At 42.5% G+C, this 9,843-nt stretch carries 8 protein-coding genes and 5 tRNA genes; all 13 read right to left on the bottom strand.

Going from position 1 to position 9,843, the window contains the following annotated elements; translation table 11 throughout:
* Positions 1-781 precede the first annotated feature (781 nt).
* A complete protein-coding gene (locus DWY95_RS08855) occupies positions 782-1,903 on the bottom strand; it encodes a hypothetical protein (protein ID WP_118553231.1) in 1,122 nt (373 codons plus the stop codon).
* A gap of 343 nt (positions 1,904-2,246) precedes the next feature.
* Positions 2,247-2,326, bottom strand: a tRNA-Ile gene (locus DWY95_RS08850).
* Between the two features lie 108 nt (positions 2,327-2,434).
* A tRNA-OTHER gene (locus tag DWY95_RS17065) sits at positions 2,435-2,542 on the bottom strand.
* 67 nt (positions 2,543-2,609) lie between these two features.
* Positions 2,610-2,701, bottom strand: a tRNA-Ser gene (locus tag DWY95_RS08845).
* A 343-nt stretch (positions 2,702-3,044) separates the two neighbouring features.
* A tRNA-Thr gene (locus DWY95_RS08835) sits at positions 3,045-3,120 on the bottom strand.
* A gap of 1 nt (position 3,121) precedes the next feature.
* Positions 3,122-3,209, bottom strand: a tRNA-Thr gene (locus tag DWY95_RS08830).
* Positions 3,210-3,330: 121 nt separating this feature from the next.
* Entirely contained in the window at positions 3,331-4,326 is a 996-nt protein-coding gene (locus tag DWY95_RS08825) for a metallophosphoesterase (protein ID WP_118553230.1), read from the bottom strand.
* A complete protein-coding gene (locus DWY95_RS08820; protein ID WP_015537939.1) occupies positions 4,326-4,514 on the bottom strand; it encodes a YonK family protein in 189 nt (62 codons plus the stop codon). Before DWY95_RS08820 ends, DWY95_RS08825 begins: the two co-directional genes overlap by 1 nt.
* 42 nt (positions 4,515-4,556) lie before the next feature.
* Complete coding sequence (locus DWY95_RS08815; protein ID WP_118553229.1) at positions 4,557-5,270, bottom strand: PhoH family protein; 714 nt, start codon at positions 5,268-5,270, stop codon at positions 4,557-4,559.
* Positions 5,271-5,286: 16 nt separating this feature from the next.
* The gene (locus DWY95_RS08810) at positions 5,287-5,910 is read right to left on the bottom strand and encodes an ATP-dependent Clp protease proteolytic subunit (protein WP_118553228.1); all 624 of its coding nucleotides are present in this window, start codon (positions 5,908-5,910) and stop codon (positions 5,287-5,289) included.
* A gap of 26 nt (positions 5,911-5,936) precedes the next feature.
* Positions 5,937-6,116, bottom strand: a complete 180-nt coding sequence (locus DWY95_RS17200) for a hypothetical protein (RefSeq protein ID WP_187116971.1) — start codon at positions 6,114-6,116, stop codon at positions 5,937-5,939.
* A 147-nt stretch (positions 6,117-6,263) separates the two neighbouring features.
* Positions 6,264-7,013 (bottom strand): hypothetical protein, encoded by a 750-nt coding sequence (locus DWY95_RS08800; RefSeq protein ID WP_118553226.1) that lies wholly within the window; start codon positions 7,011-7,013, stop codon positions 6,264-6,266.
* Positions 6,997-9,780 (bottom strand): hypothetical protein, encoded by a 2,784-nt coding sequence (locus tag DWY95_RS08795; protein WP_118553225.1) that lies wholly within the window; start codon positions 9,778-9,780, stop codon positions 6,997-6,999. Before DWY95_RS08795 ends, DWY95_RS08800 begins: the two co-directional genes overlap by 17 nt.
* Positions 9,781-9,843 lie beyond the last annotated feature (63 nt).

The following is a 9,843-nucleotide window of genomic DNA, read 5'->3' as shown; positions in this document are numbered from 1 at the left end:
CTCTGCAATATCTTGCAGACTACGTATAGACGCTGCCGTCTTACCAGCACGAGTGACAATTTCTTCGATTTTATTAAAAGTTTCTGAATGTATTTAATGTACATCGCAACTGTACATTGCCGCATAAACGACCACACAATTTCTTGTCGTGAATAGACTATTTCATCATCCAAAATAAATTTGGAGCTTGATTTTTCCTCCGCCATAAGCTTGCGGTTTTACTCTCCCACAAGGAGATAGTCGTTGAACCTCATCCTGTCATATAGACGTTACGGGTGGTGGCTGCATGAACATGGATTATTACGAGCCTTAGCACGTCATAAGACGCTTTTATTTCAGCATAGCTCATCTCTACGTTTTTTCTGCTTTCGCACATTTACGTTTGTCGTTTCCAACTCCGTTTTAGTGTAGAGCTTTACCAATTACCTGCAATTAACCAAGAAGCACACACACATCTCTGTATATGTGAGGCAACTTACCTTACTCTGATCACCAACGCTACTTACGATGTAAATAGCTTGATTCTCATATAGGATAGCCTTTAGTAGAATGAAAACAGAACCTACAAAAGACTTACCAAAGTTTCGACTACATGCCCAAAGAACATGACTTGCATTCCAGCTTTGTTCCAGCATATATGCCTGAGCGTCAAATAGTTGGATACCCAATAAATCTCTGGCCGCAATAACAGGATTACGCCGATAGAACGCAATCGTTGCCGCATCACACTCATAAATCTTACGTTTTACGGCTGTAATAATAGGCGCTCTTTGTTTCATTCTCATACGGCATCACCATCCGTATCTTTTGCGTTTGCGTCAATACCAGCATCTTCTAACAATTCTTTGAGCCGCTGATTTTCGATAAGAGACAGCCTGTATTTTTCCTTAGCGTCATCACTTTCTTTCTGGAACTTATCAATCAGTTCTCTTTGTGTATCGAAAATTTCCTGCATATCATTTTCGTCAAAGAAAGCATTTTCCTTGATTGCCTTAACACTCATATCTGCCGCCCATTGAGTGCCCGGAGACCGTAACTGGTCGTAAAAGTTTGCTTCTGCACCAGCAATATCCTTTTCCCGCATATCCTTCATCAAGAATGTAAGCGTATTACGTCCGGCATCCTTATTGGAACGGTTCTTGACAGAAATCTCGTTTTCCTTGGCAATTTTATCGTTGTTAGAAACCAACTTGACCTTAATATCATTAAGGCTCTTGATAGTGTCTGCTGAATTCATCGGGTCAAGCTGGGCAAGTCGGAAATCAATCTTACGAATCTGGCCGTTATTGATGACAACCTGAATAATCTGTGACAGCTTATAAGGGTCATCTTCAATTCCGTCTTCAAAATATTTAATTAGATCACTAAACAGATATCTTCGATCATTTTCGGCATGACCTTCAAATGGGTCGTAACCAACAATAGCGATAACATCGTCCTTCGCTTGGATTTCAGCTTTAGACCATTTCTGTTCTTTTTCATCTCGAACATCCAGAGCGTTCTTATTCAATTCACCATTCGTAAGAACGGTTGCAAATGTCTGAAATTGATACTGCCGACACGAGAGAGCTCTGGCGTACATTCCTGGTTTGCAAGAGCCTGAGTTCTGCACAATAGAATCATAAAGACTGTTATAGAATGGAAAATCCAACATATGACAGAGAATCATACATGCTGTACGTTCACTCTCATATCGTTTCGTGTACTCATCGAATAATTCATTGACACACTCTTTACAAAGAGTAGAGAACCCACCTCGATTTTTAAATAATTGAGAAAAACTATTTTTATAAAAATGTCCAGTTGGAGCTTCATATGAGTGTTCACAACGAGTACATTCCCATTTTTCCTTGGTGGGTATAGATGCCTCGACGGAATCTAGTACCTTTTTCTTTCTCGGCATCAATACACCTCCATTCAAAATCAAAATAAAAGCCGTAGAACGTGCGCACATTCCACGGCAAACAAAAGACACCCTCTAATGTGCTTGCGTAGCAGAGGCCAAGAGTGTTTCATTCATTAAAAGACCCACCATGATACGCGTCGTTGAGAGGCTTAGTGGGCTCAGACGACTCCGCCATTATACGCTTCCGTGAGAGGCGCGGCGGAGTCTTTATCATCTATATAGGTTTGCTACGTCAATAACGTACCGCGCCCTGCCACCGAAGTAGCATAATAATCTTCAAATACCTGAGTTATGGAGGGAGTAGTAAAACCATAACTCAGGCTTGCAAAAGGAGAGATGCTGGGTACAGCGGTTGGATTTGAACCAACGAATACACGGCTTATGAGGCCGGTGCCGTAGACCTGACTGGGCAACGCTGCGCTATATGATGCCTAAGTGTCTCAAGAAGTAGAAAGTCATGTGTACATCATGATTCTAAAACCAAGACTTCGGACTTGCTATATGTCGCGCTCATATAGCCATTTTCTTCGAGCTTGACAGGATTCGAACCTGCGCTGTATCCACGAATAAGCAATCTCGCTTCGTGCAGATGTCTGCTACCATCCGCCACGTTCAACCTCTTCGCATTACAAGCTCACAATAAAACCTACCTTTTAGTCGGTGGTAGGGAACCGGTATAATATAGGCCCTCCGGGAGAAGGACTGGCGCGGTCTCAGAGATTCGAACTCTGGCATCGGGTTCGCCGACCTAACGGTTTTCAGGACCGTTCTCTTCAACCACTTGAGTAAGACCGCACAATAACCCTACTTTCCTGTACAGCTACCTTTATATAAAGGTGTAGGGAATAGCTGTACAATCTTTGGAGGCCCTAGCCAGAGTTGAACTGGCGACACTCTGATTAACAGTCAGATGCTCTAGCCACTGAGCTACATCCCCATGTAAACAAGCATCCATCAAATCATCCGAGCTAGTTGAATTGTCCTCGTGTTGATAAAACGCTTGTTTTAGACTTTTAAAGCTTCGCATTAACGTGGCGAAACACGAATAGCTTATCATTTCGTTCCACAGAACTACTTTGTATCCAACCATCCGTAGATTGAGTTGGTCTAGGCGGTAGCAACTATTGACCGCACAGCTTGGAGCCACCTGTAGGAATCAAACCTACGACATATGTGGTACGAACACATCATTCTATCTACTGAATTAAAGTGGCATGGAGCCAGTGACATGACTTGAACATGCGAAATCCATAAAGGCATCGGGATTACAAAACCCGCGTTCTACCAACTGAACTACACTGGCACAATAAGCTGGAGCAATCACCCCAGCCCATAGAAAAGGAGACAACAAATGATGTCCCAAGCAGACCTTACGGTCGTACTTCTTTTTTAGGTTCCCGTTTAGTGGTAGGGGCTCACCGCTTTTAATTTAGACGTACAATGTGCGTCTTATCTTCATTCAGCCTTCCAAATTTATCCTGATAGACCAGAATAAATCCTTCTCGCTGAGATGGGGTTAATTTTCCATCTGCGTAATCCATTTTTGACGTTTCACAACAACAGCCCTGCTCATAAATTACAGAATTACCGATATCATAGTGACCTGTTTTATGAGTGTGTGCCATCACGATAGTATCAAAGAAATAATCATTATCCTTGAAATACCGATATGCCTTTTCTGCCGTTTTCAACATACCGCTAGAGTAAGCAAGTGGATGCACAAAAATTGTTTCGCCAACAAAACTAAACCAAGTATCGTTATAACCGATCTCGATACCACTGTCCTTAAAAACATCAATCAGAGGGTCGTAATGAACCTTTGTATGAAGCTCCTTGTTGTAATGGTTAAAGCCATCAACAAAAATAAGCTCCAAAGATGTCTTTGGCATCAGTTCAAGCAAGTCGGTGTCCAGATTCTTAGCAAGATAATTCTGGAAGCGTAAGTCATGATTACCATAATTGACAACAACCTTCTTAGGCTGAAGCATCTCAATCAGGTCAATCATATACTGACGTGCAATCAGAATTTCCTCCATTGGACTCTTACGATACACCTTGTTGAAACGAGAAATGGCCTGCGCATCTACCAGATCTCCGTTTACCTGAAGAATATCAATCTTGCCAGCGTACTCACTAAAAGTCTCAATGGGCTTCTGGAATGGAATATGTAGGTCGGAAATAGACAGAATGCAGGTTCCCACATCTCTATTAGATAATGACTCCTGATACTGCATACCCGCACGGAATGCCTTAAAACGCTTGCGATATGCGCACTCACCAAAATTCTTACCCAATTCATCATTGAGTACTTTGGATGCGCCATCCCAAGTCAATTCTCTAGCCAGAACAGCATTCCCGATTCTTACAAAGAAGTCATCGCTCGTTTCTTCTGGCCGTTTATTATAGCAACCCATTGGCATCAAGCCGGGTCGCCCAGCAGCTCATCAGAAGTGGAAATATTGATGGTGACACCCTCAATACCATCCCACTTTGCCAAAGCTTCCTTCAGATTGAAGACGTTCTCACCGTCCTTGGTGATCTCAGTGATAGTGCCCTCGGCAGTATCAATAATAGCGTTCTTAAAAACAACACTCTTCTTAGCAACCATAATTTTATTCTCCCTTATATTTTATTTCAAAATTGAAGTATTTTAGCATTCAAGAGCATCAGCCCAAGTGCTAATCCAACCACGATGATTTGTATTCAACTCACAAATTGCGGTACGGTCATGCCCCCTGAAATGCTCCGTGTACGGAATCAGTGCTGACCGTTCCGGGTGCTTATACAAGTCACATTGACCAGAATGTCCGATCGCAATGAGGAGGCACGAGTCTTTTACTCGCGTAATGACTTTCTTCGCATCGGCTAGAGTGAAATTTTGTATTTCGTCGAGGATAATAACCTTGTTTTCAAAGTTGACACCTCGCATATAAGTATGTGCTGCACACTGGATGTACGCACCATACTTCTGACTTTCAGGATTTTCATCAGCAATTACCGCCGTATTTGGATTAACGCCAATGGTTTCAAGAGCCTCGAAAAGTGGCTCCATGTACGGAGCACTCTTTTGTTCCTGAGTTCCTGGAAGGTAACCCTGTTTCTCTTCCTGAGTAGGAGATACAATATACACAATGCCATTGTAACGACCATACTTAACAAGCAGGTCAGCAACACCAACAGCAATTGTAGTCTTACCGGTTCCGGCACGGGCGTTCGCAAAGACGACATCAATATTAGGGTCCCAGATAGCGTCCCTAAAAATTTTCTGTTCTGGATCAAGCGTCATACCATAAAAGGTAGAATACTCATCCAGACTCTGAGGGATATCCTTCTTCTTACGCATTTCAGTCTTATCAGAAGCCATATATTACAACTCTCCCTTAATTGAACTCATCCACATCATCGCAAATCTTATCGACGATACCAAAATTGACCTGCTCATTAGCATCCAGATACCAATCCTTGGCCTTATTCTTTGTCATAGTCTTCTTGTCAATGGCAGAATGAGCCATAATATACTCACGCATCTTCACAACCTGCTTCTCGTAGTAGTCCATAGCCATCTTAGACTGCTCAAAAGTACCCTGCGTACCTCCAGAGCCACTGTGAATCAGCGCAGTAGAATGAGGCAGAGCAAAGCGCTTCTGACCAGACAGCAACATCACAAGAGCAGCGCTCATTGCAATACCTGCGTTAATCGTCCAAACAGGAGTCTTGCTCAGTGCAACAACATCAATGAAACTGAACATAGCGTCCAACTCACCACCATAGCTGTAAATAAACAGTTTAATGGGCTTGCGCTGCTCAACAGGGGTATTCTTATCGATACGATTGTATTGCAGAATTTTACGTTCAATTTCAATCAGAGACTGGTCAATCTCAAAGTCGATAAAAAAGATACGCTCTTTCTCATCAACATAGAAATTCATCATCTCAGGAGAGGGGAGACCACCCTTGTTCATCAGTTCAGTGATCTCTTCGGGCAGCTGAATCTCAAAATCCAAATTACTATACCTCGTTCTTTCAAAGATTAGTAACGTGCGTTACGCTGCATCTGCTTTAGCATCTCGACAGCGGCGATATTAAAAGGAAGCAGCTCAAGATATCGAGCGGACTCTTCCAGATACCGCTTGTGACGGGTCTTTGCAATACAAGCATGAGGGAAGACCTTTCGCACAGCCTTCGCTTCGGACTTAGTGATTTCAATCATTAGGTAAAACACCCTTTCAAAATAAAATAGGTAGGAAGAAAACAAGCATCCTCGCTCTCTCCCTACCATAACTTTCCGCACTGTGTTTTACTCTATATATGTAAAATTATAACGTATCTACGTTAAAATATTGCGCTTTTTCGCATTTCATAAATCAAACATTTTTCTATTTTGCACGGTTTTCTCAATATTTACGTTTTTAGCGCACTTACGACAGTATTTTTGTCTGCGTCCGGTGCGAGCAACCATCTTTCCGCAACAATCACACTTGATGTACTCTTTCCCACAATACTGGCTCCACAGAATACCAGCATTCTCAAAATCGTCCACGAAAATCTCATGAGGAGAATCCGGCTCCGCAATCAAAACATGGATGTTCAAGTTGTCAATCTTTTTCAAGCTGGCAAACCCAATAAAGCCAAGATTATGTAACTCACAAATCATCTCGTTCTGTTTTTTTTCATTCGCGGATACGTTTGCCATCCTGAAAATATCAGCCGTATCTTCCGTAATCCAGTAGTTGCATTTTTCATTAACTGCAATATGATATTTTGCCAGACACAGCATCGTAAACATCAAGCGTTGCATCTGCTTGCCCTCAAGTGCTTGAATCTTCTCTACCTCTGCTTTTGTAATGCACACACCATCAAGTTCCACCATAGGACGGCCTTTAGCAGAAGCGATTGCTTTATCAATCAGTTCTCTATCCAGAACCTTGTTGTACCCTTCAAAATGACGCAACATATACTCGTTGAGCTTTTCTCTTACATCATCCTTTGAGTACCCTTTGTAAAAATAGTACTTCGCAACATAATGCAAAACATGCCCCGCCCTTTTCCAAGGTACATCCTTTTCTAGCCACTCTTCAGCGTAAAGAACTTCATTCAATACAATCATCCGCATCCTCCTTGCTATTCATGTTAATCAACACATCCTTGAAACGCTTGCCATCATATTCAATGTCGCCATTCTCGTCCTGCACAAGAGAATGCACCATACCGTCATGGCGTTCCAATAAGCGTTTAATCAAAGTATCATGAAACAGTTCCCAGACGATTGCAATACTGGATGCATTCTTCTTACAAAGATCAAGCATAATATCGCAAAGCACATCGTCATTGGAACATTTATCGTGAAGATTACGGAACATACTTTCCTGATATAGCGCAATTCGCTCCTTGCGGTCTGCGCTGGTTTCTTTATTATTGTTTCCGTTGCCAGAATGGATTGCGTTGCCACGAGCAAACCTCAAGTAATCCTTAAAAATAGAGCGGATACCATAGTATTGAGAATTGGTGTACTCAACGCCAGACTTGAGTGAGTCATAATCAAACTTACGCTTTATCTTGAGTTCTTCTTCAAAGTCCTCTAATTCATCCTCGACAGTCCAGCATAAACGATTCATGGTACAAGAATTGATTCCGACCGGCATCCGATAGAGGTAATACTGGATAACCATTTCATCCACATCGTCCTTGACGGTCTTTTGCATAATCTCATCCAGGCCGGCAAACCCATCCCACTTGATGCGCTTGCGAGCTGCGGCCACATACTGCTTGTAATCACGCATCTGAGCAGGGTAGATGTAGCTCATGAAGTATGGCTTACGCCATGCGCAAATACTACTCCAGAACTTCTTATCCTCGATAGTATCAGGATTATCATCATCTTTAACGGCGCAAGCTTTATTGTCATACCAGTATTGCGGCATATCTGTCGTAGCTACGCCTTTTATTTTGTCGATCGCGTTCTGTTGATAAAGCTGTCCGCAGATAATGCGATACGTAAGTTCATCGTACTCTTTACTACCTTGCTCAAATTTACTTCGCACATCAAACATCGTTGTAATTCGGTTTGTTGTACGTCCAATATTATCTCCAAATCCGCTGATATTAGATTCAATAAAATCCTTTTCGGTCGGAACTTTTTTCTCGCATTTACGCTGAACACAAAGAACGACCGGCTCATTTACCCATTTATCAATGAGGACTCTATTGTCGGTAGAAAATGTAAGGTCGGCATCGAAATCTTCACCGTTAAGCGCTGCACACATATTATCCCACGCATTGGTGATAAACACGGACTTCATATAGCGATACCAGTATTGGCAATCATCAGATACATTCAAATTCATGCACCGAATATTTGCCATCTGACTCATAGGAGCTCTAAAACAAGCAACCCTCTTGACGTCTCTATCATTCCAAAAACGACTGTAAACCTCACCGGCCTTCAATAGTCCGGTTACCTCCATCCGAAACATAGACTGGCAAAGCGCATATGGATCGCCACTCGCAACTTGAAAATTCCCTCGTACCTTTACAACACCAGTTTTTGCCTGAGAGATTCGCTTTTTAATAAAGTATCGAATCCGATTCTGCACATAAGGGTCGTTAATCATTTCTGGCTCAATCATAAGAGCCTTAATATAGTCGTTTTCCAGACTGTTTATGTAATTCGGGTCATCACGCATTCCACTGCCACGCAAATACAGCAACGCATCACGCCAATCACCGCCCATGACGCCCTTGATTTCGTCCAAAGTCGGCTTTACAAGCTCACGAATCTCATCATTCGTAAGCTGATAGCTTTGGATAAACTGATAATTCAGATTGCGCTCCTCATCAAGCTCCAACTCACAAGTCTTGGTTACAGAGAAGTGATAGTGGTTCTCTCTACAGTTTTCAAGATAGTCCTCACAACTATGATAACTATCCCACAGCTTCAACATAGAGGTACTAAGAACTACTTGAATCCTATTTATATCACGATAATCTCCCCATGCGTCTTTTAGCATATTCTGTTTTGCTATCTTCTTAGCGAACTCGCGGAAAGGGAAGGGAAATAACATGCCTTTACAGAACGCATTCCGCACGCAGAAGCCAGACGCGGTGGATGGGAGCTTCAGATCCTCACTCCACTGCTGTGCAAGGTCGTAACTGATGAGTCCAAAACCGTCATTCGCACACAGCTCACAATCATGTTCCTTATCTTCAACTATCGTAGGTTCTCCAGACACTCCATCGTCCAGAACAACAACATGGTCTTTAAAGCGCGTATAGCAATCATCTATAACAAGTACACCATCAGGGTCAGTGACCGGAATAGAAGCAGAGCAAGCAAGGGCTCTATAAGCCTCTAACTTTGCAGGCACAAATTCCATTCCCTTGTTACGGCCATTATCGATTCGTTTGCGGATATCATCAATAAGACGGTCGCTCACAAACACAATCGTACTATTCTTTACACCACCAGTGGTTCCAACCAAGCGACGATATGTAATTCCATTGATTTTGAACCCTTTAGGAGAACATGCCCGGCGGTAATCATTCTTCTTGTCTACCACCAGACACATATAATCCGGTTTGAACTGAACTGTGTCAAGCTCAGTGTATAATCTCCGAATTTCCCGGCGGTTCTCTAAGCAAGAGGGTTCATTCCGTAACATCTTAATTCTACGCTTAATACTCCGTGCCTTAGCCTCTGCATCCGTAACACCATTCAACTCATCAATCCATCGTAGAACAGTGCTATCAGCCAACGAGATAATCTCGTGATTTCGTCTGGCTTCATCTAATGGTAGAGTTAAATCCCATTTTGCTTCAACCAGACGCTTCGTATGGATCTTAAAAACAAACTTTTGGCAAGTTTGCTGCTTTGCCATTCGGCAGTCACCTCCATGTTCTTTTTGAATGTATCCTGTAATGTATAGCTAAAGGGAAAATAT

Origin of the sequence: Faecalibacterium sp. AF28-13AC (assembly GCF_003478405.1) — a bacterium.
Lineage (GTDB): Bacteria > Bacillota > Clostridia > Oscillospirales > Ruminococcaceae > Faecalibacterium > Faecalibacterium prausnitzii_E.
This window is presented reverse-complemented; position numbering and strand designations above follow the sequence as displayed.

Excerpts from the sequence above, each read along its gene's own strand:
- DWY95_RS08855 (WP_118553231.1), bottom strand. The coding sequence starts at position 1,903 with ATGCCGAGAAAGAAAAAGGTACTAGATTCCGTCGAGGCATCTATACCC.
- DWY95_RS08825 (WP_118553230.1), bottom strand. The coding sequence starts at position 4,326 with ATGCCAATGGGTTGCTATAATAAACGGCCAGAAGAAACGAGCGATGAC.
- DWY95_RS08820 (WP_015537939.1), bottom strand. The coding sequence starts at position 4,514 with ATGGTTGCTAAGAAGAGTGTTGTTTTTAAGAACGCTATTATTGATACT.
- DWY95_RS08815 (WP_118553229.1), bottom strand. The coding sequence starts at position 5,270 with ATGGCTTCTGATAAGACTGAAATGCGTAAGAAGAAGGATATCCCTCAG.
- DWY95_RS17200 (WP_187116971.1), bottom strand. The coding sequence starts at position 6,116 with ATGATTGAAATCACTAAGTCCGAAGCGAAGGCTGTGCGAAAGGTCTTC.
- DWY95_RS08800 (WP_118553226.1), bottom strand. The coding sequence starts at position 7,013 with ATGATTGTATTGAATGAAGTTCTTTACGCTGAAGAGTGGCTAGAAAAG.
- DWY95_RS08795 (WP_118553225.1), bottom strand. The coding sequence starts at position 9,780 with ATGGCAAAGCAGCAAACTTGCCAAAAGTTTGTTTTTAAGATCCATACG.